Here is a 23063-nt window from a genome sequence, read left to right on the forward strand (position 1 = left end):
CCGCAACGCAGGTTGTGGGTGAGACCGGGCGGGGCTCAGCGGGCGTGGGTTCGGGAAGTGTTCCGGCGGGTTCCGGGGGGTTTGCCGTTCGGCCAGAGGGTGGGGTGTCGGCCGGCGGCGAGGTCCTCGACCCAGCCGAAGGCGAGGACGCAGAGGGCGGTGAGGAGCCAGGTCAACGGGAGGACGGGCCAAGGGGAGTTGAGGAGCCAGGGGGTGTGCTGTTCGAGGAAGGGGATGCTCCAGGCGTGGTCCCAGAGGGGTTCGGCAATGACGATGCAGAGGTTGTGCCAGAGGTAGATCGTGACGGCACGGGAGTTGAGGAGGGTGATCAGGCCGTCCCAGCGGCGCAGCGCGGGGGGCCAGCTCTGCCAGCTCGGGCTGAGGTGGAGGAGCAGCAGGACCGTCGCGAAGGACCAGAGGGACTGCGCGAAGGGCATGTCGTCCAGGTCGTGGTCCTGGTGGAGATCGTGCGCGAGGGCGTACCAGAGAGCTACGGCGGCGACGGCCGGGGCCAGAGAGGGGACGGTGTACCGGGGCAGCCGCTGGAGGACGCCCTGATGGTGGGCCATACCCAGGAGCCAGCAGGAACCGAACGTCGCGAAGTCGGTCAGCGTGGAGTCGAGGCGCCAGCTCGTGGTGGTGGCCGAGGTGAACTCCAGGGCACCCGAAAGTACTAGGGGGGCCAGAATCGTCGGCCAGGGCGCGGCGCGCAGGGCCCGGCGCAGCAGCGGGGAGAGGAGGACGAACCAGAGGTAGGCCCTGATGTACCAGAGAGGTACGCCGAGCGCGGTGGGCCAGTCGTCCGCGACGAGCCCCTGGATGCCGTGCGAGACCTCCGCGTACGGGGGGTCGCTGAGCGGGAGGACCCAGTACCCGAGGTGGAGCCACCACCACACCGGGCGCCCCTCCGCATCGGGGCCCCAGCCCGCGAGGAGCATGCCGGTCACCCCGATCACTCCCAGGAGCCACAGGGGCGGGAGCAGCCGCCGTAGCCGACCCCGGATGACCTCCGGCGCCGGACGCCTGTCCAGGGAGCGGGACATCAGGTTCCCCGCGAGGGCGAACATCACGCCCATCGAGGGGAACACGATCGGCAGCCAGGCCCACCCCATGAGGTGGTAGAGGACGACCCGGAACAGCGCGATCGCCCGCAACAGGTCGAAGTACCGGTCCCGTCCGCCCTTCCGCCCCGCCGGAGGGGCCCCCGCCTCCGCGGCGACGGGGACCGTCACCGTCTCGAAGGCGGTGGTCGCGTCCAACTTCCCGTCCGTGTACGACTCCGGCGTCCTCGGCGCCGGGATCTTCGGCGTGGGAATCTTCGGGGTGGGAATCTTCGGCGCCCGTCGCCGTCCGGAACCGGGCGCCGGCGAGGCCCCCGGCTCCGGTATCCCGGAAGTGCTCGTCATCCCCGCCCCCCGTTCTCCGCAGCCAACTGCCCTGGCGGGGCCGCGACTTGGCCCACCCGCCGCAGCTTCTGCCAGCGCAGCCGGCCGCCCGTCAGCGCCGTGATCCAGGACTGGAGCAGGACGATGTACATGAGCTGCCGATAGAGGATCTGTTGGAGCGGCAGAGAGATCAGCGGCGTCAGACGCTCCTTGTCGAGGGCGAACGCGTAGGCGGCGCAAGCCCCTTGGATCGCGAGGACGGCGAACCAGGCCGCCACGGTCTTGCCGGTCGGCCCGAAGATCAGACCGTAGATCAGGAACAGGTCGATCAGCGGGGCGAGGAGCGGCGCGACGACCATGAAGAGGGAGACGAGCGGGAGGCCGATGCGTCCGAAGCGGCCCGAGGGGCCTCGTTCGATGACGGCGCGGCGGTGTTTCCAGATGGCCTGCATGGTGCCGTAGCACCAGCGGTAGCGCTGCGACCACAACTGCTGGACGGATTCCGGCGCCTCGGTCCAGGCGCGCGCGTTCTCCGCGTAGACGACCCGCCACCCGTCACGGTGCATCGCCATGGTGATGTCGGTGTCCTCGGCGAGGGTGTCGTCGCTCATCCCGCCGACCCGCTCCAGCGCGGTCCGCCGGAACGCCCCCACCGCGCCGGGGATCGTCGGCATGCAGCGCAACACGTCGTACATCCGCCGGTCCAGGTTGAAGCCCATCACGTACTCGATGTGCTGCCAGGCCCCGATCAGGGTGTCCTTGTTGCCGACCTTCGCGTTCCCCGCGACGGCCCCGACCCGCGGATCGGCGAACGGCTGCACCAACTCCCTTACGGTGGACGCCTCGAAGACCGTGTCACCGTCCATCATGACGATCAGGTCGTGCGACGCGTTCGCGATCCCCCGGTTCAGCGCGGCCGGCTTGCCCGCGTTGAGCTGGCGCACCACCCGCACACCGGGCAGGGCGAGTTCCTCCACGATCCGCGCGGTCCCGTCACTCGACCCGTCGTCGATCACCAGGATCTCGATGGGGTGCTCACTCTCCATCAGCGAACGCACCGTGTTCTCGATGCACTTGGCCTCGTTGAACGCCGGGACCAGCACCGTCACCGGCTCCGTCACCGGCGCACCCGGACCCCAGGTGAAGCCCCGGCGCCGGGTGCGGCGGGTGTGCGCGGCGGACAGGAGCAGCATCAGGCCGAAGCGGGCGAAGACGAGGAAGCCGATCACCGCGAGGCCGATGACGAGGACGCCGGTGAGTTCGTCGGAGGCCGTGACGAGGGCCGTCCACGCCTTGCCCTTCCACAACTCGGCGCCGGTGACCGGGATATGGGCGCTGGGGGCGTCGAGGGCCTCGGTGAGGTTCTGGAACTTGTAGCCGCGCGCCTGGAGTTGGGGAAGGTAGCGGTCGAGGGCCTGGACCGTCTCGTGCCGGTCGCCGCCGGAGTCGTGCATCAGCACGATGCCGCCCTTGCCCTTCGGCGGGGTCGAGTTGGCGATGATCCTGGCCACCCCGGGCTTCTGCCAGTCCTCGCTGTCGACGCTCGTGAGGACCGTGAGATAGCCCCGGCTGCCGACATAGCGCACGACCGGCCACGAGTTGTCGTCGAGGGCCTCGGCCGTCGAGGAGTACGGCGGCCGGAAGAGCGAGGTGCGGATACCGGCCGCGCCCGCCAACGCCAGCTGGTTCTGGGTGAGTTCCCAGTCGATGCGGGACCTGGACTGGTAGGAGAGGTCGGGGTGGTTGAAGGTGTGCAGGCCGATCTCGTGGCCCTCGGCGGCCATCCGCCGGACCAGGTCGGGGTAGCGGGAGGCCATCGTGCCGGTGATGAAGAAGACGGCGTGCGCGTGGTGCTTCTTCAGGACGTCCAGCACCTCGGGCGTCCAGCGCGGGTCGGGGCCGTCGTCGAAGGTCAGGACAATCTTGCGGTCGGGGATGTCCATGCTGGTCGCCTGGCCGCCCCGGGTGTCCACGACCGGGCCGCCGTTCAGGATCTTCTCCGGCACGCTGTCCGACGCCGCCTCCGGACGCACCCGGTAGTCCGCGAGGATCTCGCTGTGCACGTAGCCCCGCAGCATCAGCATCGCCATCACCGCACAGAGCAGGAGAAGCGGGAGCAGATGCCGCATGGGGAGAAAACGGCGGCGGGGGGTGGAGGGGGGCGGGGACGCGGAGGGCGCGGGAGGAGGCGCCTGGTACGACGACGTCGGTGGCTCTTGGGAGGGATGCGGGGTACCCCCCGTAGTACCCGTAGTACTCGAACCGCCCGACCCCGGGCCGCCCGTAGTACCCGTAGTACCCGCGCCGTCCGACGCCCCCCGCTTCCGGCGCGTCCCCCCCCTACGACCTGAGGACGACCCCGGGGACCGGTGCGAGGGTAGGGCTGAGGAACCGGTCGACCCCTGTGCGGATCGCCGGTGTGGACGTGGTGCCATCAGGAGACGCCCTCCGCCGAGGAGAGGGGCGCGGTGGAGGCGAGCGCCTTGCGTGCCACGAGCACTCCGGCGCCGGATCCGGGCGCGCTCTCGGGCGCGTCGATGTTCGCCGCCAGGACGGACCCGGGCGTGTCGGCCCCGGTCGACGAGCCACCGGAGGCGGCCCCGCCCGACCCGGACGACCCGGACCCGGACGACCCGCCCGCCCCGGACACCGACGCGGGCGCCACCTTGCCCGAAGCGGGCGACGACGCGGGCGAGGCCCCCACCACGGACGGCGCGGGACTCCCCGCGACCGTGCCCCCGCCGCCCGAGGCCCCGGACGCCTGCCGCTTCTCCGTCACCCCTTGCGAGGCCGACGCGTCAGGCGACGGGTCCGGCGAGGGCGCCGCCGAGGACGGTGGCGGCGACGACACCGCCGGGCTGCTGCCGGCCGGCGACGGGCTGCCGGTGCCGATACCGGGTCCGGGCCCGGTCCCCGGCTTGGTCGCGCCGGCGCTCGGCGAGGCGGTGGCCGAGGAGGACGGCCGGGGCGACGCGGCTGCGGTGCCCGAGGCGGACGGCCCCGGGGTCGCGCCGGGGGCCCTGGTCGTCGTACCGGACGCGGTGGCCGACGAGGTGCCGCCCGGGGCGAACACGTCGCCCGGCGTGGGTCCCTCGGAAGTACTAGGGGTACGGGTCGCCTCGACCTGGCTCGCGGGCTTGCTGTCGTCGCCGGGACCGGGCAGCGGGAGCCAGGGGGCGCCCGCGTTGCCGGAGAGGAGCGTGCCGACGATGACGGCCGCGTAGGCGCCGCACGCCACGCCGACGGCGAGTCCGAGGCGCCGGAAGGTACGGCTTCGGCGGCCCGACTCGTCGACGAACACGGGGCGTTCGGACGCGTCGCCGTCGGACTCGCCGCCCTTGAGCGGGTCGAGCTGGACGGTCACCTCGGCGGGGTCCTGCCCCTCACCGGCCTGCCCCGCCACACCCGACGCCCCGTCCGCCGCGCCGCTCCCGTCCCGTACACCCCGTACTCCCGGAGAGCCACCCCCACGGTTCGGCCCCCCGTCCGCTCCGCTCTTCGCCCGACGCCCCCGAGGAGCCACCGGCCACCCCCCACCACTCGCCCCACCGGAATCGGCCCCGGACCCCGACGCCGACGACCCCGACGACCCGGACCCCGACCCCGAGGCCCTGCCTCCGGACCCGTACGACCCCGAACCCCCCTCAGGGTTCGCCCCCCACGGGTCCCGCCCCACCGCCCCACTCCCCCGAGCCGACTCCGCCGAAGCGACCGACAGCGGCCGACCCGACCCCGACCCCGAGCCCAGTCCCACCGACCCAAGTCCCAGCGAACCCCGTCCCACCGAACCCGGCCCAACCGACCCCGGCCCGACCGGCATCGGCACAGCCGAGTCCGGCACCCGGGTCGACGGGTCCGGTGCCCGCCGCCCGCTGTCGAGGACGTCGTCCGGGAACCCCTCCCATCCGGTCAGCCCCGGCAGGGCCCGCTCACCCGGTTCCCCGGATATCTCCCGCCGTTCACCGTCGGCCGGCACCGGCCCGGGAAACGTCTGGGTCCCGCCCCCGACCGCCGCGACCCCCTGCGTCGGCGACGCAGGCTCGGGCCATTCAGGTTGGGCGTCTTCTCGCCATTTCTTCACGTGCGCACTTCCCCCCACGGGAGCACTCCGGGAACACCCGGGTCCATCCCGGGAAACAGTTCTGGGCGCGTGTTCGACTACCGAGCACACGTCGCACGACCAGGCCCCCACCCGGTCTCACGCGCCCCGGATGTCTCACCGTGCTCGGGGCGCCGAATCTAGCGCAGCGAATGTGCGCCGCGTGTGCGATGTGTCATTTGTATGTTGATGCCATGCTCATGTCGATGGCTGGAATCCATCCACCGCTCGGAATCTCCAACCACGATTCCTCGACCGCGAGTTCGAGCGCAGATTGACGCAGTACAGCCAAGGCCGGATGGACCAGCCCCTTTCGCCACACGAGTGACACGGGGGACAAAGGGACGGGCTCGACGAGCGGTCGCCGGACCGTCCCCGGCATGGCCGGAAAACCCTCCACGGCGAGCACCGGCCAACTGGACCGGGCCATGACACGCCGGAACTCCTCCTCCCCCACGGCCATCGGCGTCGGCGGCGCGACCCGCACACCCCGCCCCTCGAACAACCGCCGTGCCAGATCGGTCCATTCGGGGGTGCGCGGATTCCCGGCCCCCGCGTACACCGTCTCCCCCGCCAACTCCGCCACCGGCACCACGTCCCAGGAGGCCAGCCGGTGGTCCTCGGCAAGGACGACGGCCATGGGCTCGTACCGGACGAGCTGATGGTCGAGGCGTGCCCGCAGCGCCGGGTCCAGCCCGGCGTACCGCCCGAACGACGCGTCCAGCCGGCCGGCGATCATCTCGGCCGCGGCCCAGGTCAGCCCGCTCTCGAAGCGGGCCATCAGCTCGTGTTCCGGGGCGAGCCGCCGGGCCCGTTCCAGGACGAGCGAACCCGTCGCGAGACGCGGTGAGTTGAGGTCGACGAGCAGCGCGCGGGCCTGGCCGAACGCGGCACGCAGCTCCTCCTGCGCGTCCAACACCCGCCGCGCGTACGGGATCAGACGCTCACCCTCCGAGGTGAGGGCGACCTGCCGCGTCGTCCGGACGAACAGCTCGGCCCCCAACTCCCGCTCCAGCCGCCGCACATCACGGCTCAACGCCTGCTGTGCGACGAACAGCCGCGCGGCGGCCCGCGTGAAGTGCAGCTCCTCGGCCACGGCGAGGAAGACCCGGAGCAGTCGGGGGTCGAGATCCTGAGACATCCGGCGAACCTAACAAGGACTGACAACACAGGTGCGTGAATTACCGCTCGGCAGGTGTTGGACCGGACGATCACCGCCGTACGACCGTGGACGACATGCCCGACGCCCACAAGGAATCCCCACGCACCCCCAGAAACGCACCGGAAACCCTTTACACAACGACCGCCGACACCCTGATCGCCGTCGACTTCACCCCGCGAACCGCCCGAGCCGCCCGCCGCGACGCTCACGCTCAGCCCGCCCGAACACCCCGCACCCCCAAACCCCCTCGCCCCACCCGAACCCCCCACACCCCCCGAACCCCCGGCCCCTACCGCCGCCTCCTCTCCCACCCCGGCGCCCGAGCCTTCACCGCCGGCAACCTCGTCGCCCGCCTCCCCTCGGGCATGTTCAGCGTCAGCGCGGTGATGATGATCGCCGAGCTGCGCGGCTCGTACGCGCTGGCCGGAGCGGTCACCGCGACCGGCCTCGCGGCGACGGCGGTCGTCGCCCCCTGGACCGCACGGCTCGTCGACCGGCACGGCCAGGCCCGTATCGCCGTCCCCGCGGCCCTGTTCGCGGCGCTCGGCTCCCTCGCCCTCGTCCTGTGCGTCCGCCACGACGCCCCGGCGTGGACCCTGTTCGCCGCGTACGCCGCGACGGCGACCACCCCCAACACCGGCGGCATGTCCCGCGCCCGCTGGGCCCACCTCCTGGCCGGCGACGAGGAGGCCCTGCACACGGCGAACTCCTTCGAGCAGTCGGTGGACGAACTCTGCTTCCTGCTCGGCCCGTTGCTCGCGGCGCTGCTCTGCGCGAACGTCTTCCCCGAGGCCGGCACGCTCACCGGCGCCGCCCTCCTCGTCACCGGCATCCTCCTGTTCGCCGCCCAGCGCTCGACGGAACCGCCCCCGCACGGCCGCACCACCACCGGCTCCCCGCTCACCGCCCCCGGGATGCCGCCCCTGCTCGTGGTGTGCCTCTGCCTGGGCACGGTGTTCGGAGCGACCGAGGTGGTGACGGTCGCCTTCGCGGACGAGGCAGGCCATCGGGCCGCCGCCGGGCTGGTGTTGGGACTCCAGGCGGGCGGATCGGCCGTCGCGGGGCTGGTGTTCGGAGCGCTGGCGAGCCGCGCCGAACCGGCCTCCGGCACCGAGCCGACCACCACACCCGCCAACCCCAGCCCAGCAGAACGCCGTTACCCCTGGTGCATCGCCGCCATGACCACCCTCCTCACCCTCCCCCTCCTCGCGGCCTCCCTCACCGGCTCCCTCCCCCTCCTCGCCCTCGCTCTCCTCGTCGCCGGTGCCGCGACCGCCCCCACGATGATCACCGGCATGACCCTGATCCAGCAGCGCACCCCCGAGGGCCGCCTCAACGAGGGCATGACCCTCGCGGTCACCGGCCTCCTCGCCGGCATCGCCGCCGGCAGCGCGACCGGCGGCTGGACAGCCGAACACGCCTCCCCCGCAACGGGGTTCGCCCTACCGGTGGCAGCGGCGGGCACGGCACTGCTCGTCTCACTGCTGCGCCGAGGACGAGGGCGAAGGCGAACACCGCACGAACGACCGCAGCACGGCCGACCGAACAGCTGACGACACGCCCGAACACCCCCACCGAAGAACCCCCACCCCTCACCACCCCCCACCAGCGCCTCTCAGTCGAATCGCTTCCGCCATTCCCCGCCACCCCATTGACGCACCCCCACCCACCCAATAACTTCCTCCGTCGAAGCGCTTCGACGTCACGCATCGAATCGATTCGACGGACATCGCGTGACGCCGGCCCGGCCCGAAGACCCATCCGACTCCCTTGGAGACCAAGGATGTTGACGGCACAACGGCGGACACTGACGACAGCGGCGGCGGCGCTGAGCGCGGCCCTCCTCCTCGCCTCCTGCGGCGGCACGGACAGCGGGGAAGCCGACGGGAAGACCCTGCGCCTGTGGCACTACGAGGCCCCCAACAGCGCGATGGGCGCGGCCTGGACGGAGGCGATCAAGGAGTTCGAGGTCCAACACCCGGGCGTGAAGGTGAAGTTCGAGGAGAAGAGTTTCGAGCAGATCCAGAAGACGGCCCCGATGGTCCTCAACTCCTCCGACGCACCCGACCTGATGGAGTACAACAAGGGCAACGCAACGGCGGGCCTCCTCTCCAAGCAGGGCCTGCTGACCGACCTCACGGACGAGGTGACGAAACGCGGCTGGGACAAGCTGCTGAGCCCGGGCGTCCGTACGACCAGCCAGTACAGCACCAACGGCGTGATGGGTTCGGGCAGTTGGTACGGCGTCCCGAACTACGCCGAGTACACGATGGTCTACCTCAACAAGGACCTCTTCGAGAAGTACGCCGTCCAGGTCCCGACAACGTTCTCCCAACTCACCTCGGCCCTCCAGAAGTTCAAGGAAGCCGGCGTCACCCCGCTGGCCAACTCCGGCGCCGAGTACCTGGCCCACCAGTACCTCTACCAGCTCGCCCTCTCCAAGGCCGACCGCTCCTGGGTCGACGCCTACGAGCTGTACAAGGGCAAGCCCGACTTCCACGACGCGGCCTGGACGTACGGCGCCGAGACGTTCGCGGACTGGGTCGAGAAGGGGTACATAGCGAAGAGTTCGAGCGGGGCGACGGCCGAACAGGCGGGCGTCTCCTTCCTCCAGGGCAAGGCGCCGATCCTGTTCTCGGGCAGCTGGTGGTACGGCCGCTTCCAGTCCGAGGCGAAGTTCGACTGGGGCACGACCCTGTGGCCGGACTCGAAACTCACGCTCGGCTCGGGCGGCAACCTGTGGGTCGTACCGAAGAGCGCGAAGAACAAGCAACTCGCCTACGACTTCATCGACATCACCCTGTCGAAGAAGATCCAGAACCTGCTGGGCGAGAAGGGCGGCGTCCCGGTCGCGGCGGACGCGAACGCGATCACCGACCCCAAGTCCAAGCAACTCATCACGGACTTCAACACGTTGAGCACCCGCGACGGCCTCGCGTTCTACCCCGACTGGCCCGTCCCCGGCTTCTACGACGTCCTGGTCTCCGAGACGCAGAAACTCATCACCGGCAGCGCGAAGCCCGAGGAGTACCTCGACGCGATAGGAAAGGCGTACGACAAGGGCGCCCCGGCCTCATGACAGCCCCCCGTCGCCCGCTCACCGCCTCCTACGCCCCCTTCCTCCTCCCCGGCGTCCTCGCCTTCCTCGCGGTCGTCATCGTCCCGTTCCTCATGAACACCGGCCTCAGTTTCACGAGTTGGCAGGGCGTCGGCACCCCGGAGTGGTCGGGGCTCGCCAACTACCGTGAGCTGCTGGACGATTCGGCGTTCTGGGAGTCGTTCCGGCACAGCCTGTTCATGGTCGTGGCGATGGCGGCGCTGCCCACGGCGATCGGACTCGTCCTGGCCGCCGCCCTCTTCGACCACATCGGCAAACACTTCGGGAGCCGGATCACGACGGTCCTGCGGGCCTGCTTCTATCTCCCGCAGGTCCTGCCGATCGCGGTCGCGGGCATCGTCTGGAGCTGGATTCTCGCCCCGGAGAACGGCTCCCTGAACGAACTCCTCGCAGCGGTCGGCCTGTCGAGCTGGCAGCAGGACTGGCTCGGCGACCCGGACTTCGCGCTCTACAGCGTCATGGGCGTCATGGTCTGGGTCCAACTCGGCTTCCCGCTCGTGGTGTTCATGGCCGGCCTGGAGCGCATCGACCCCCAGCTGCACGAGGCCGCCGAACTGGACGGCGCCGGCTGGTGGCGCCGCTTCTGGCACATCACGCTGCCGCAGCTCCGCCCCGAGATCTCCGTCGTGCTGACCTGGTGCACGATCGCCGCGCTGAAGGTGTTCGGCGCGGTGTACGTCCTGACCAAGGGCGGGCCCGGCGGGGCGACGGACGTGCCGTCGTACTTCTCGTTCACCACGTTCTTCGAGAAGACGCAGGTCGGGTACGGGGCGGCGATCTCGACGGTGCTGACGGTCCTGATCCTCGCGCTGTCCCTGATCGCGCTGCGGCTCCAGAACAGGCAGGAGGAGACGCAGACATGACAGCCCCGAGCCGTTCCGAACACCACCCCGCCCTCACCCGCTACCCCGTACTCCTCGCCCTCTGCCTCGCCGCCCTCCTCATGATCACCCCCTTCCTCATCGTCACCCTCAACGCCCTCAAGTCCCCCACGGAGTACGCCCAGAACGGCCCCCTCAGCCTCCCCGACGGCCTCTACCTCGACGGCCTCAAGGACTTCTGGACCCGCGTCGACTACACCCGGAAACTCGTCAACTCCACCCTGATCAGCGGCGCGGTGGCGATCCTCGCGACCGCCCTCTCCCTCCTCAACGCCTACGCGATCGGCATCGGCCGCATCAAGGGCCGCCCCTGGATTCTCGCCTTCTTCGTCCTCGCGAACATGATCCCGCAGGAGGCCCTGGTCTACCCCGTCTACTACTTGAGCAAGCAACTCGGCCTGTACGACACGAGGTTGAGCGTCATCATCGTGTTCACGGTGATCCAGGCAGCGTTCGGCACCTACCTCCTCTCGGCGGTCCTCGGCAGATTCCCCCGCGAGGTGATCGAGGCGGCTCACGTCGACGGCGCGGGCAAGTGGCAGGTGCTGTGGCGGATCGTCGTCCCGATGAGCCGTCCCACCCTCGGCGTCCTGCTGGTCTTCTTCTTCGTGTGGACGTGGAACGAGTTCCTGCTCCCGCTCGTGATGCTGATCTCGAACGACAACCAGACGGTGTCCGTCGCCCTCGGCGTCCTCCAGGGCCAGCGGCTGATGGACGCCACCATGACCAACGCGGCAGCCCTGCTGGGCGTGTTGCCCGCCCTCGTCTTCTTCCTCGCCTTCCAACGCACGCTCACCCGAGGCATCGCCGTGGGCGCCGTCAAATAAGTCCCCTCCAGTCGAGTAAGGACCAGCCCCGTGAAGTTCACCGATGGTTACTGGCTGTTGCGCGACGGCATCACCGCGGCCCACCCGGTCGAGGTGCTCGACGTCGCCGCGTCGGACGGCGCGCTGGAGATCCACGCGCCGACCCAGCCCATCCGCCACCGCGGCGACCTCCTGAAGGGACCGGTCGTGACGATCAGCGCGCACACCCCGATGCCCGGCGTCATCGGCGTCACCTTCACCCACTTCCGCGGCGAACGCCCCCAAAGCCCCCGATTCGACCTGTCAGCCGAGGAGTTCACCCCACAGCTGTCCTACGACGACGACCACGCGACCCTCACCTCCGGCGAGCTGTCCCTGAAGGTCACCCGCACCGGCCCCTGGCACCTCGACTTCCGCGCCCACGGCCGCTCCCTGACCTCCAGCGGCCCCAAGAACATGGGCATCATGCGCGACACCACGACCGGCGCCCACTACCTGCGCGAGCAACTCGCCCTGGGCGTCGGCACGTCGGTGTACGGACTCGGCGAGCGGTTCGGCCCGCTCGTCAAGAACGGCCAGACGGTGGACATCTGGAACGCCGACGGCGGCACGGCCACCGAACAGGCGTACAAGAACACGCCGTTCTACCTCACCGACGCCGGGTACGGCGTCTTCGTCGACCATCCGGGCAAGGTGTCGTTCGAGGTCGGCTCCGAGGCGGTCTCCCGGGTCCAGTTCAGCGCGGAGGCACAGGAGTTGACGTACTACGTCATCCACGGCCCCACCCCGAAGGACATCCTCCGCAAGTACACGGCGCTCACCGGCCGGCCCGCGCTCCCGCCGCCCTGGTCGTTCGGGCTGTGGCTGTCCACGTCGTTCACCACGTCCTACGACGAGGCGACCGTGACCTCGTTCATCGAGGGCATGCGGGAGCGCGAACTCCCGTTGTCCGTCTTCCACTTCGACTGCTTCTGGATGCGCGAGCTGAACTGGTGCGACTTCGAGTGGGACCCGCGCGTCTTCCCCGACCCGGAGGGCATGCTCGCCCGGCTGAAGGCGAAGGGGCTGCACGTCTGCGTCTGGATCAACCCCTACATCGCCCAGCGCTCCCCGCTGTTCGCGGAGGGCAAGGAGCTGGGCCACCTCCTGAAGCGGCCGGACGGCAGCGTCTGGCAGTGGGACCTGTGGCAACCCGGCATGGCCCTGGTCGACTTCACCAGCCCGACGGCCCGCGACTGGTACGCGGCGAAGCTGGAGCGGCTCCTCGCCCAGGGCGTCGACTGCTTCAAGACCGACTTCGGCGAGCGCGTCCCCACGGACGTCGCCTGGTCGGACGGCTCCGACCCGGAGCGCATGCACAACTACTACACCTACCTGTACAACCACACGGTCTTCGACGTCCTGCGCAAGCACAGGGGCGAGGGCGAGGCCGTCGTCTTCGCCCGCTCGGCCACCACCGGCAGCCAGAAGTACCCCGTCCACTGGGGCGGCGACTGCGAGTCGACGTACGAGGCGATGGCGGAGTCGCTGCGCGGCGGCCTCTCGCTCGGCCTGTCCGGCTTCGGCTACTGGAGCCACGACATCGGCGGCTTCGAGGGCACCCCGACCCCGGCCCTGTTCAAACGCTGGCTCGCCTTCGGCCTGTTGTCCTCCCACAGCCGGCTGCACGGCAGCTCCTCGTACCGCGTGCCGTGGCTCTTCGACGACGAATCCGTGGACGTGCTACGGCTGTTCACCCGTCTGAAGCTGCGCCTCATGCCCTACCTGTACGAGGCGGCGCGCGCCGCGCACGAGGAAGGGCTGCCGGTGATGCGCGCGATGGTCCTGGAGTTCCCGGACGACCCGGGCTGCGCGCATCTGGAGCGCCAGTACATGCTGGGCCCCGACCTGTTGGTCGCGCCGGTCTTCAACGACCAGGGGGACGTGCGGTATTACGTCCCCGAGGGCGTCTGGACCGACTTCGTCACCGGGCGTACGGTCACCGGCCCGCGCTGGGTGCGCGAGACCCACGGGTTCCTGAGCATCCCGCTGCTGGTGCGGCCCGGCGCGGTGATCCCGGTGGGCGCGCACGCCGACCGGCCCGACTATCCGCACGCCGACGGGGTCACGCTGCGCACGTACGGTCTGGAGCGGGGCGCCCAAGTCACCTTGCGGGTCGGGGAGGTGAGCTTCACCGTCGTACGGGAGGGCGACACGCTGCGGGCGTCCGCCGGTGATCCGTCGGCGCCCTGGGCGCTGGCCGCCGGGGACCGGGTGGCTCGGGCCGAGGCCGGATGCGGTTTCCTGACGGTGGAGTTGGGCTGATGGTCAAGATCACCGATGTGGCACGGCTGGCCGGTGTCTCGCCGAGCACGGTGTCGTACGCGCTGAGCGGCAAGCGGCCGATCTCCGAGCAGACCCGGCGCCGGGTGCACGACGCGATCCGCGACCTCGGCTACCGGCCGCACGCCGGGGCCCGCGCGCTGGCCGGCAGCCGCTCCAACGTGCTCGCCCTCGTCGTCCCCTTACGCGCCGGCATGCATCTCCCGGTCGTCATGCAGTTCGTGGTGTCGGTGGTGACGGCCGCCCGCCACTACGACCACGACGTGCTCCTCCTGACGCAGGAGGAGGGCGAGGACGGGCTCCGGCGGGTCGCGGACACGTCACTGGTGGACGCGCTGATCCTGATGGACGTCCAACTCCACGATCCCCGGCTGCCGTTGCTGCGCTCCCCGGTCCGGCCGACGGTGATGATCGGCTTCCCCTCCAGCCCGCAGGGCCTCACCTGCATCGACCTCGACTTCCGGGCGGCGGGCGAGGCGTGCGTGGACCATCTCGCCGAACTCGGCCACCGCGCGGTCGCGTTGGTGGGCTCACCGCCCGAGGTGTACGTCCGGCAGACCGCGTTCGCGCAGCGCGTCGTCCAGGGTTTCACCGCCGCCGCCGACCGCGCCGGGCTCCAGTCGGCCGTCCACCCCTGTGCGGCGACGCCCGGGGCGGCGCGGCGGGTGGCCGAGCAACTGCTGCGGGAGCAACCGGCGTTGACCGGGGTCGTCGTGCACAACGAGGCGGTGCTGGAGCCGTTGATCGACGCGTTCCGGGAGCTCGGGCTGCGGGTGCCCGGGGATCTGTCGGTGGCCGCGATCTGTCCCGCCGACCTCGCCGAGCACCTCCAGGTCACCGCGGTCGCCCTGCCGTCGGGGCAGGTCGGCACGCGGGCCGTGGAGCTGCTGATGGAGAAGCTCGCCGGGGAGCCGGTGCCGGAGTCGACGCTGCTGCGGCCGACGCTGACGTGGCGGGCGAGCACCGCCGCGCGGAACGCCTGAGCCCGCGGCACAAAAGCCGAGGGCCCCGCTGCTCGGAAGCAGCGGGGCCCTCGCCCACATGGGATGAGTGGAGATGGCGGGAATCGAACCCGCGTCCAACGGTGCAGAATCAGGACTTCTCCGTGTGCAGTTCGCTGTGATTTTCTCGGCCCCGGCAATCACGCGAACAAGTCGCCGACGGGCCCAGCCACTGTTTGATTTCCCGTCTCACCCCGTGACCGGGTCAGACGGTTTAGTCCCCTAGATTATGCCAGGGTCCGGGTCGGGAACACTCCCGGGCTGACACCCGTTAAGGGCCTCCGCTCACTGCTTATTAGGCAGCGAGGGCGAAGGCGCGGGAATCGCTCTTGTTATTGGCGATTATTTTTTGCGACATATGGTTAACGAGATCATTGCCGCTTTCTCGACACGCTTCCCCTGCTTCGACAACCGCTGTCGAAACCGATCATCCCCATGTTGATTTTTCAAACCCCCGAGGGGGTGCGCACCGACCGGAGTCGGCGTTGATGCCATCGTACGTGACCAACGCGCACGCATGCCACCGTATTCCCCGTGGCTACACGCCCCGCTGCCGGCGCTTCGCCGCCGCGATCGCCCGGTCGGTCTCACGCCGGTCCTGCTGCTCGCGCAGGGTCTGCCGCTTGTCGTACTCCTTCTTGCCTCGCGCGAGCGCGATCTCGGCCTTGGCGCGGCCGTCCTTGAAGTACAGGGCGAGCGGCACGATCGTGTGGCCGGACTCCTCCGCCTTGGCCGCGAGCTTGTCGATCTCCTCGCGGTGCAGGAGCAGCTTGCGCTTGCGGCGGGCGGAGTGGTTGGTCCAACTGCCCTGGTGGTACTCCGGGATGTGGGCGTTGTGCAGCCACGCCTCGCCGCGGTCGATCTGGACGAAGCCGTCCGCGAGCGACGTACGGCCCTCGCGCAGCGACTTGACCTCCGTGCCGGTCAGCACGAGACCCGCCTCGTACGTGTCGACGATCGCGTAGTCGTGCCGCGCCTTCTTGTTCTGCGCGACGATCTTCTTCTTGCCCCCCTTCTCGCCGTCCCGGCTCTTGCCGCCCCCGCCGCCCTGCTTGGGCTGGGACTCCTTCGGTACGTACATTCCCTTGCTCATAGTCCCGCCATTTTCGCACCAGCCGGGCCCCGGAGGGAAAGCCGTTTCCGCAAGGACGGCCCGCTCGCCCCTAGGGCGCCCGCCCCGACCCGCTCAGCACCCGCTCCGCCCGCTCCAGCACCCCGTCCGCCACCTCGAGGTCCGGTGTGATCCCCACCCCGTCCACCGCGTGCCCCGAAGGGGTGCGGTAGTGGCCGACGGTCAGTTCCGCGACCGAGCCGTCCGGCAGCCGGGTCGGCATCTGGACGGAGCCCTTGCCGAAGGTCCGCCCGCCGACGACGACCGCGCGCCCCCGGTCCTGCAAGGCCCCGGTGAGCAGCTCCGCCGCGCTCATCGTCCCCCCGTCGACCAGGACGACCAGGGGTCTCGCGGTGTCACCGCCCGCGTCGGCGTGCAGGGCGCGCTGCGCGCCGTCCATGTCGTACGTCGCGACGAGGCCGCCGTCCAGGAAGACCGAGGCCACGCCGACCGCCTCGGTGACCAGCCCGCCCGAGTTCCCCCGCAGATCCAGCACCACACCTCCCGAGGCCGCCCGGACGGCGGACCGTACCGACTCGCCCACTCCCTTGGTGAACGCGGAGACTCGAACAAGAGTTCCCCCGCCGCGGATCTTCTCCGCGCTCACCGGTTCCGTCGAGAGCGTCGCGCGCCGGACGGTCTCGGCCCACGCGCGCGTGCCGCGTTCGAGGCCCAGCCGGACGGCCGTCCCGGCGGGCGCGTCGGTCGCGTCACCGCGCAGTAAGGAGAGGACGTCGGTGACGGGCAGGCCGTCCACCGCACGGCCGTCGACGCTCTTCAGCCGGTCCCCCGCGCGGATGCCGGCCTCGGCCGCGGGCGAGTCGCCCCGCACCTTGCTGACCGCGATCCGCCCGTCCGACTCGCGCCGCGCCCAGAGCCCGACGCCGGTGTACTCCCCGTCGAGGGACTGCTCGAACTCCTCGTACTCCCCCTCGGAGTAGACGGCCGCCCAGCGGTCCCCGCTACGGCTCACCGCGCGCTCGGCGGCCTCCGTCGGGGACTTGCCCTCGGCCATCGCCTCGGCCGCCGCCTGCGCCACCTGCCGCCGCGCGTCGGGGACGACGGACCGGGCCGCCCCCGTCTCCTCGCCCCCCTGCGGCAGCGATCCCGTCGCGGCCCCCGCCACCAGCACGCTCGCGAACACCAAGGTCAGGGCGGCCCCGCGGCCGAGGCGGCGGGGCTGGGAGAACAGGTCGGGACCTGACATGGCGGTGAGTCTAGGGGAAGCGAAAGGGCCGTACGGGCAGTTGTCCGTACGGCCCTCTTGGCATGTGTCACACCTTCAGGTACTTGCGCAACGCGAAGAACGCGGCAAGGGCGGGCATCAGCAGGCTCGCCGCGAGGATCAGCGGGAGCTTGGTCAGCAGGGCGTCCCAGCCGATGAAGTTGATGAGTTTCATCTTCTCCGCGAGGTCCATGCCGTGGTCGATCGTGAAGTACCGGCCGAGCGTCAGCCCGACGCAGGCGAGCACCCCGCCGATGAACCCGGCGACGGCCGCCTCCGCGATGAACGGCGCCTGGATGTAGAAGCCGGAGGCGCCGACCAGCCGCATGATCCCGGTCTCACGCCGACGGCTGAAGGCGGAGACGCGCACGGTGTTGACGATCAGCATCAACGCCACGATCAGCATCAGCGCCATCACCCAGAGCGCCGCCCCGTTCAACAGGTTCAGCAGCTCGAAGAGGTTGTCCAGGATGCCCTTCTGGTCCTGCACGGACTGCACGCCGTCGCGCCCGTTGAACGCGGTCGCGATGACCTGGTACTTCTCCGGGTCCTTCAGCTTGATCCGGTACGACTCCTGCATCTGGTCCGGCGTGAGGGACGCGGCCAGCGGCGAGTCGCCGAACTGCTCCTTGTAGTGCTTGTACGCCTCGTCCTGCGATTCGTACGTCACCGTCTGGACGACCGACATCTTCTCCAGGTCGGTCTTGATCTGCTTCTTCTGGTCCGCGGTGACCGCGCCCTTGGCGCAGTTGGGGTCCGACTCGGCGTCGCTCTTGTTGCAGAGGAAGATCGAGACGTTGACCTTGTCGTACCAGTAACCCTTCATCGTGCTGACCTGGTCGCTCATCAGCAGCGAGCCGCCGAAGAGCCCCAGCGAGAGGGCCACGGAGACGATGACCGCGAAGGTCATCGTCAGGTTGCGGCGGAGACCGACACCGATCTCCGAGAGGACGAACTGGGCGCGCATGGCGCTTCAAGCCTTTCCGTGGGACCGGGGGACGGTCAGTGCTGGTAGCCGTAGACGCCGCGGGCCTGGTCGCGGACGAGGCGGCCCTTCTCCAGCTCGATGACGCGCTTGCGCATCTGGTCGACGATGTTCTGGTCGTGCGTCGCCATGATGACCGTCGTACCCGTCCGGTTGATGCGGTCGAGCAGCTTCATGATGCCGACGGAGGTCTGCGGGTCGAGGTTGCCGGTCGGCTCGTCCGCGATCAGCAGCTTGGGGCGGTTGACGAAGGCCCGCGCGATGGCGACGCGCTGCTGCTCACCGCCGGAGAGCTCGCCGGGGCGGCGGTCCTCCTTGCCGCCGAGGCCGACGAGGTCGAGGACCTGCGGCACGGACTTGCGGATCTCGCCCTTCGACTTGCCGATGACCTCCTGGGCGAAGGCGACGTTCTCCGCGACCGTCTTGTTCGGCAGGAGGCGGAAGTCCTGGAAGACCGTCCCGAGCTGGCGGCGCATCTGCGGCACCTTCCAGTTGGACAGCCGGGCGAGGTCCTTGCCCAGCACGTGCACCTGGCCGTGCGTGCAGCGCTCCTCGCGCAGGATGAGCCGCAGGAACGTGGACTTGCCGGAGCCGGAGGAACCGACGAGGAAGACGAACTCGCCCTTCTCCAGCTCCAGGGAGACGTCCCTGAGCGCGGGGTGGGTCTGCTTGGGGTAGACCTTGGAGACGTTGTCGAATCGGATCACGGGTGCACCACGGGTCGCCGGGGGTAGATGAGCGTGACCATACGCGAAGCGGGTGAGGGAGCGCAGGCGCCCGTCACTGTTGGGTGTGGCTTGTGGGTATTTGCGTGCGCGCGGTGAAGGGGTGGCCGCCCTCGTACGGAGCGATCCGGCGCGGGTCCCGGGGGAACCTGGCACAGTAGGAGGGAAGGGAACGTATCCGTTTCCCGGTGCGTTGTAGAGAGAAGAACCGGGTTGTAGAGAGCAGAACCTGTGCGAAGGAGGGCGAGCGCATGACGTACGACCGGCTGGTGTGCGCCAACTGCGCGGCGCCCGTGAGCGAGGGCCGGTGCCCCGTGTGCCGGGCGAACCGCGAGCGGTTGCAGCAGGAGAACTGGCTGGGCGGGCTGGGCGGGCTGAGCCCCGCGGCCCTGGTCGCCGCGCTCGTCGTCCTGATCGCGGCGGTGGCCCTGCTGGCCCACCAGACCGCGTAGCGGCCCGTACGGACACCCGCGCAGACGCCGAGGGGCCCGGAGCTTGTGACAAGCTCCGGGCCCCTCTTCGCTACTGAGCGTGTACGACCCGCCGGTCGCGTACGACCGTCAGTGACGGTCAGGCGGCAGCGCCGCCACGGCCCTCGGCGAGGCGCGGGAGCACCCGGAAGCCGACGCCGCCGACGATCATCGTCGCCGCGCCGATCACCAGGAACATGGTCTGCCCGGCACCGGTCTCGGCCAGCTCCTCGTTCCCGCCCTGCGCGGTGGCCTCCGAGGAGGACGACGCGCTCGACGAGGTGTCGGTCAGCGCGGAGCTGCCGAGGTCCTGGGTGGAGGCACCGCCGGTGGAGCCGCCGGTGGACTCGGGGGTGGCGCCACCGGTGGTGGAGCCGCCGTCGGTGGACCCGCTGGTGCCGGTCGAACCGCTGGTGCCCGTCGAGCCCGTGGTACCGGTGGAGCCGCTCGTGCCCGTGGAGCCCGTGGTCCCGGTCGAACCCGTCGAGCCGCTGGTACCCGTCGAACCCGTGGTGCCGGTCGAGCCGGTGGTGCCCGTAGTACCCGTAGTACCCGTGGTCCCGGTGGTGCCCGTAGTACCCGTGGTCCCGGTGGAACCGCTCGTACCGGTCGAGCCGCCGATGGACGCCACGCCACCGACCGACGCCACACCACCCGCGTTGTCACCGCCACCGGCGTTGTCACCGCCACCGGCGGAGTCGGTACCGCCAGCGGAGTCGGTACCACCCGCAGAGTCAGTGCCACCGGCGGAGTCGGTACCGCCGGCGGAGTCCGTGCCGCCGGCCGAGTCCGTACCGCCCGAGTCGGTGCCACCGGCAGTCGTCGGGTCCGTGCAGACCACGATCGTGCAGTCGTCCGGCGGCGGCGGGTCGGCCGGGTCGGCGGAGGCGATGCCCGCCACCGTCAGGGACGCGCCGGCGGCGACGATCGCGCCGGCGGCTACACGCGCTATACGGACGCGCGTCTTCTTGGTCATATGGCTGCTACCCCCAGTAGCTGTTCGTCAGGGAGGGACAGCGTCGTCGAAGCGGTGATCGACGGGGGACGGCTGAGTCGATCCACGTCCCCCGGTTCACATGCGCCTCGCAGACAACGCGTGCCAGCTTGCACCCTCCCGATTTTCCCCAGCACCGTCAAGGCCGTTGCGCGCGCAATGTCCACCTGCGCACGCTATGCCGGGCGTCGGATTCTGTGAGTGTGACGTAAAACCCAGAACCACAGCCCACACCGGAACGCGAAAGGCAATCGCCCCCGGTCCGGGGGCGATTGCCTTGTCGACAAACCTACAGAACTACTTCTCCTGCTGCTTGCGCCAGCGAATCCCGGCCTCCAGGAACCCGTCGATCTCGCCGTTGAACACGGCCTCGGGGTTACCGACCTCGAACTCGGTCCGCAGGTCCTTCACCATCTGGTACGGGTGCAGGACGTACGAACGCATCTGGTTGCCCCAGGAGTTGCCGCCGTCCCCCTTGAGCGCGTCCATCTTGGCCTGCTCCTCCTGCCGGCGCCGCTCAAGGAGCTTCGCCTGGAGGACGTTCATCGCGGTCGCCTTGTTCTGGATCTGCGAGCGCTCGTTCTGGCAGGAGACGACGATGCCGGTGGGAAGGTGGGTCAGCCGCACCGCGGAGTCGGTCGTGTTGACGCCCTGCCCGCCGGGCCCGGAGGACCGGTAGACGTCGACCCGCAGCTCGGACTCGTCGATCTCGACGTGGTCCGTCTGCTCGACGACCGGCAGCACCTCGACCCCCGCGAACGACGTCTGCCGCCGCCCCTGGTTGTCGAACGGCGAGATCCGCACCAGCCGGTGCGTCCCCTGCTCGACGGAGAGCTGGCCGTACGCGTACGGCACGTGCACCGCGAACGTCGTCGACTTGATGCCGGCCTCTTCGGCGTACGACGTCTCGATCAGCTCGGTCTTGAAGCCCTTCTGCTCCGCCCACCGCAGGTACATCCGCTGGAGCTTCTCCGCGAAGTCCGCGGCGTCCACGCCACCGGCCTCCGCGCGGATGTTGACCAGCGCCTCCCGGGAGTCGTACTCGCCGCTGAGCAGCGTACGGACCTCCATCTCGTCCAGCGCCTTGCGGACGGACGCGAGCTCGGACTCGGCCTCCGCGCGGGTGTCCGGGTCGTCCTCCTCGTCGGCCATCTCGAAGAGGACGGCGAGGTCGTCGATCCGACCGCGCAGGGTGTCCGCCTTCCTGACCTCGGCCTGGAGGTGGGAGAGCTTGCTGGTGATCTTCTGCGCCTCGTCCGGGTTGTCCCACAGGGACGGGGCCGCCGCCTGCTCCTCAAGCACGGCGATGTCTGCCCTCAGCTTGTCGAGGTCCAGGACGGCCTCGATCGACTCCATGGTCGAGGAGAGGGACTTCAGCTCTTCGGATACATCGACGACTGCCACACCCCCAGCCTAACGGCAACCACCGACAGAGACTCCGCGCGCCCGGGAAGTACGGCCTCAGGGGGCGGCGGGCGAGGTGTTCCCGGTCTCCTGCGCGGGCGCCGAGCCGTCCGACGTCGCGAACCAGGCGCCCACCCCCACGGCGGCGGCGACCGCGACCCCGGCGACGCCGATGACGACGCGACGGCGGCGGGCGGCGGGCCGGTTGCGCGCGGAGCCCGGCCGGGGAGCGCCGGAGGCGCGCGGCACGCGCGCGGTGCCGTGCGCACCGCCCGCCAGCTCGTCGGCCGCGGGGACGCGCATCGAGGTGTGGGTGTCCCGGTTGGAGTCGGGCTTGGCGCCGGGCACGAGCGGTACGGCGCCCCGGCGGACGGCGCCCCGGGGGGTGGCGTCCGCCTCCGCGTCGTCCGGTGCCGCCTCCGCGGGCTCGGTCTCGGGTTCGTCGACGTCCAGGGGCGGCATCCCGGCGAGGGACGGCAGCAGCTCGCGCAGCCGCGCGGCCAGCTCGGAGGCGCGCAGGCGCGAGGCGGGCGCCTTGGCGAGGCACTGGACGAGGAGCTGCCACAGCTCGTCGGGGATGCCGGGCAGGGGCGCGACGGACTCGGTGACGTGCCGGCGCAGGACGGCTCCGGGGTGGCCGCCGCCGAACGGGGTGAAGCCGGCGAGGAGTTCGTAGAGGACCGTCGCGAGGGCGTAGATGTCGACGGACGCGCGCGGGGGGAGCCCTTCGACTATCTCGGGGGCCAGGTAGTCGGGCGTGCCGATGATCTTCGTGGCCTTGGTCCGCTTCGGCGTGTCGATCAGCTTCGCGACGCCGAAGTCCGTCAGGAGCGCCTGGTGGGACCCGCCGGGTCCGAGGGGTCCCTGCATGTCCAGGAGGACGTTCTCGGGCTTCACGTCGCGGTGGACGACCCCTGCCGCGTGCGCGGCGGCGAGTCCCTCGGCGATGTCGGCGACGATCGCGACGGCCGCCTCGGGGGCGAGCCGCCGGTCGCGGTCCAGGCGGGTACGGAGGTCCGTGCCCCGGACGAGGTCCATGACGAGCGCGAGGTCGTTGCCGTCGACCACCAGGTCGCGGACGGAGACGACGTTCGGGTGGGACAGCCCGAGCAGTGCCGTGCGCTCCTGCACGAACCGTCCGACCAGCTCCTCGTCCGAGGAGAGGTCCTCGCGCAGCAGCTTGATCGCGACGGGCCCCTCGGGACCCTCACCGAGCCACACCGTGCCGGCGCTGCCCCGCCCGAGGATCTGGTGGGCGGTGTACCGGCTGCCGATCTTCCGTGCCAAGACTGCTCCTACCGACGCGTGTTGCAGACAACGTACGCGCCCGGGGAGCCAACCTCCGCAGCGGAGGCGGAAATCACCCGCCGGATGT

Annotated in this window: 17 protein-coding genes, 1 other RNA gene and 1 pseudogene; 7 read left to right on the forward strand and 12 right to left on the reverse strand. The window is 70.5% G+C overall.

Features of this window, described 5'->3' with window-relative positions; all coding sequences use genetic code 11:
- Positions 1-35 precede the first annotated feature (35 nt).
- The 4 genes from ABZX85_RS26705 to ABZX85_RS26720 all read right to left on the reverse strand — a co-directional run bounded on the left by ABZX85_RS26705 (position 36) and on the right by ABZX85_RS26720 (position 6625).
- Complete coding sequence (locus tag ABZX85_RS26705) at positions 36-1406, reverse strand: acyltransferase family protein (protein ID WP_355873435.1); 1371 nt, start codon at positions 1404-1406, stop codon at positions 36-38.
- Complete coding sequence (locus tag ABZX85_RS26710) at positions 1403-3514, reverse strand: glycosyltransferase (RefSeq protein ID WP_355873437.1); 2112 nt, start codon at positions 3512-3514, stop codon at positions 1403-1405. Before ABZX85_RS26710 ends, ABZX85_RS26705 begins: the two co-directional genes overlap by 4 nt.
- Positions 3515-3819: 305 nt before the next feature.
- A complete protein-coding gene (locus ABZX85_RS26715) occupies positions 3820-4788 on the reverse strand; it encodes a translation initiation factor IF-2 (RefSeq protein WP_355873440.1) in 969 nt (322 codons plus the stop codon).
- A gap of 871 nt (positions 4789-5659) precedes the next feature.
- The gene (locus ABZX85_RS26720; protein WP_355873442.1) at positions 5660-6625 is read right to left on the reverse strand and encodes a LysR family transcriptional regulator; all 966 of its coding nucleotides are present in this window, start codon (positions 6623-6625) and stop codon (positions 5660-5662) included.
- A 95-nt stretch (positions 6626-6720) separates the two neighbouring features.
- Here ABZX85_RS26720 and ABZX85_RS26725 point away from each other — a divergent pair, with 95 nt between their 5' ends.
- The 6 genes and pseudogenes from ABZX85_RS26725 to ABZX85_RS26750 all read left to right on the forward strand — a co-directional run bounded on the left by ABZX85_RS26725 (position 6721) and on the right by ABZX85_RS26750 (position 14756).
- The gene (locus tag ABZX85_RS26725; RefSeq protein ID WP_355873444.1) at positions 6721-8199 is read left to right on the forward strand and encodes an MFS transporter; all 1479 of its coding nucleotides are present in this window, start codon (positions 6721-6723) and stop codon (positions 8197-8199) included.
- A 230-nt stretch (positions 8200-8429) separates the two neighbouring features.
- Positions 8430-9725, forward strand: a complete 1296-nt coding sequence (locus tag ABZX85_RS26730; RefSeq protein WP_355873447.1) for an extracellular solute-binding protein — start codon at positions 8430-8432, stop codon at positions 9723-9725.
- Entirely contained in the window at positions 9722-10627 is a 906-nt protein-coding gene (locus ABZX85_RS26735; RefSeq protein WP_355873449.1) for a sugar ABC transporter permease, read from the forward strand. The genes ABZX85_RS26730 and ABZX85_RS26735 overlap by 4 nt, the downstream gene beginning before the upstream one ends.
- A complete protein-coding gene (locus ABZX85_RS26740) occupies positions 10624-11472 on the forward strand; it encodes a carbohydrate ABC transporter permease (RefSeq protein ID WP_355873452.1) in 849 nt (282 codons plus the stop codon). Before ABZX85_RS26735 ends, ABZX85_RS26740 begins: the two co-directional genes overlap by 4 nt.
- A gap of 30 nt (positions 11473-11502) precedes the next feature.
- Positions 11503-13752, forward strand: a pseudogene (yicI, locus tag ABZX85_RS26745) (alpha-xylosidase); the annotation flags it as partial.
- A gap of 2 nt (positions 13753-13754) precedes the next feature.
- Positions 13755-14756: a LacI family DNA-binding transcriptional regulator gene (locus ABZX85_RS26750; RefSeq protein ID WP_355873455.1), complete on the forward strand. Its 1002-nt coding sequence runs from the start codon at positions 13755-13757 to the stop codon at positions 14754-14756.
- Positions 14757-14821: 65 nt separating this feature from the next.
- Here ABZX85_RS26750 and ssrA read toward each other — a convergent pair.
- From ssrA to ftsE, 5 genes are all read right to left on the reverse strand, one after another.
- Positions 14822-15209, reverse strand: a transfer-messenger RNA (tmRNA) gene (gene ssrA / locus ABZX85_RS26755).
- A gap of 103 nt (positions 15210-15312) precedes the next feature.
- On the reverse strand, positions 15313-15855 hold the full coding sequence (gene smpB / locus ABZX85_RS26760) for an SsrA-binding protein SmpB (RefSeq protein ID WP_355873578.1): 543 nt from the start codon (positions 15853-15855) through the stop codon (positions 15313-15315).
- Between the two features lie 82 nt (positions 15856-15937).
- Entirely contained in the window at positions 15938-17092 is a 1155-nt protein-coding gene (locus tag ABZX85_RS26765; protein WP_355873457.1) for a S41 family peptidase, read from the reverse strand.
- Positions 17093-17159: 67 nt separating this feature from the next.
- On the reverse strand, positions 17160-18077 hold the full coding sequence (gene ftsX, locus ABZX85_RS26770; protein WP_355873460.1) for a permease-like cell division protein FtsX: 918 nt from the start codon (positions 18075-18077) through the stop codon (positions 17160-17162).
- Between the two features lie 35 nt (positions 18078-18112).
- A complete protein-coding gene (gene ftsE / locus ABZX85_RS26775; protein ID WP_355873463.1) occupies positions 18113-18802 on the reverse strand; it encodes a cell division ATP-binding protein FtsE in 690 nt (229 codons plus the stop codon).
- Positions 18803-19071: 269 nt separating this feature from the next.
- On the opposite strand from ftsE, the gene ABZX85_RS26780 reads away from it, so the two are divergent.
- A complete protein-coding gene (locus tag ABZX85_RS26780) occupies positions 19072-19272 on the forward strand; it encodes a hypothetical protein (protein WP_355873465.1) in 201 nt (66 codons plus the stop codon).
- A 118-nt stretch (positions 19273-19390) separates the two neighbouring features.
- Here ABZX85_RS26780 and ABZX85_RS26785 read toward each other — a convergent pair whose 3' ends face one another.
- From ABZX85_RS26785 to ABZX85_RS26795, 3 genes are all read right to left on the reverse strand, one after another.
- Positions 19391-20266: a hypothetical protein gene (locus ABZX85_RS26785; RefSeq protein ID WP_355873468.1), complete on the reverse strand. Its 876-nt coding sequence runs from the start codon at positions 20264-20266 to the stop codon at positions 19391-19393.
- Between the two features lie 315 nt (positions 20267-20581).
- A complete protein-coding gene (gene prfB / locus ABZX85_RS26790) occupies positions 20582-21688 on the reverse strand; it encodes a peptide chain release factor 2 (RefSeq protein WP_355873471.1) in 1107 nt (368 codons plus the stop codon).
- 57 nt (positions 21689-21745) lie between these two features.
- Complete coding sequence (locus ABZX85_RS26795) at positions 21746-22975, reverse strand: serine/threonine-protein kinase (RefSeq protein ID WP_355873474.1); 1230 nt, start codon at positions 22973-22975, stop codon at positions 21746-21748.
- Positions 22976-23063: the final 88 nt, after the last annotated feature.

It is taken from the genome of Streptomyces sp. NPDC004539, from assembly GCF_040610055.1.
Classification (GTDB): Bacteria; Actinomycetota; Actinomycetes; order Streptomycetales; family Streptomycetaceae; genus Streptomyces.